Source organism: Cohnella thermotolerans DSM 17683 (genome assembly GCF_000429825.1).
Taxonomy (GTDB): domain Bacteria; phylum Bacillota; class Bacilli; order Paenibacillales; family Paenibacillaceae; genus Cohnella; species Cohnella thermotolerans.
In genome coordinates this window covers 1-1,166 of the sequence record NZ_AUCP01000154.1, presented here as the reverse complement: position 1 = coordinate 1,166, position 1,166 = coordinate 1, and the positions used below count along the sequence as shown (strand labels likewise).

Annotated in this window: 1 pseudogene; it reads right to left on the bottom strand. The window is 41.2% G+C overall.

Annotated features, from left to right (window positions below):
* Positions 1-251: 251 nt before the first annotated feature.
* Positions 252-1,076, bottom strand: a pseudogene (locus G485_RS0117535) (type I restriction-modification enzyme R subunit C-terminal domain-containing protein); the annotation flags it as partial.
* Positions 1,077-1,166 lie beyond the last annotated feature (90 nt).

The following is a 1,166-nucleotide window of genomic DNA, read 5'->3' as shown; positions in this document are numbered from 1 at the left end:
CGTCCGATTTTTTGCATGAAAACCGCAAAGAAAATCACGGTCTAGGCTCATGCGTTGGGAGCAGCTTAAATTGATCTTGTTCAGCAAGCCCTATCATAAGTTGCTATCTTCTTAATGGAAATTTCTTTAATCATTACTTCTTCACCCCGAAAATGTTAATTTAAAAAAGACGTAACTAAAATAGATGTCCATTTTAGTTACGCCCAGATGCAAGTAATTAAATTAGTAGTAGTATCTACAATCCGAAAATACTAAGCCCCAACAACCTCAGCGTTCTTATTAATCGTATCAATAATACCGATAATTGCTCGTGCATCGTCCAGATTATTACTGAACAGTTCCGTTATGCTGCCAACCGAGCGGAACGGCTCCTCTTGGAGTACGGATTTTTCAATAACACCATTTTTCACTACATAATCGATAATCAGCCTCACAAACCGAAGTTGATTGACATTCAAACGGTTTTCTTGTAGAAAAACCATGAAGGCTTCATTCGCGGCCTCCTGATCAAGCCCTATGACCGTCCGTACAAGCTTCGTTACCGGTAAGTCTTTATATTCCCGCTCATAATCTTCTTTGGTTCCGAGTTCTTTCCATAAAATATGTTCAAGCATCTCCAGGTCTTGTTTCGTGATCGGTTTATTGTTGCGTAATTTATAGATAGCTATTTGATCCTTGTTAGTTTGTAAATATTGGCTAACCTTTTTACGGTAACTTTGCAGGTCATTAGTGTTATAGAAGCCTCGACTTTCCTCTACAGCAAGCCATTCATCTTTAAAATTCGTATAATAAATTTGCTGCGTTTCCCTTTCCAGGAACTTAATAAGATCCCGTAAAGCTTCACGTACTTTTTCCATTTCGAAGATGTCCGCTTCTTCCCAGAACTTTGCCGTCATGACCTTCTCTATGACATGTCGCTGTGCGACGATTTGAGGAATCGTCCCCAACTTGGAGAGCTTTTCTGCCGTCTCCATGACTTTGCGAATTGGCTTCACCGATTGTGTTCCCTGAAGCTTAGCCAATTCGATGATCAGCATCATATAGTCAAACCGCTTTGCTAATTCGTCCTGGTCTAGAAGTCCGGTGAATTAAGTCAGTTCTTGCCGTCTAACCGGCGTGCAAAATGAGAAGAACAACCCAGCGAGCGCTGGAACTAGCAGGCCTGA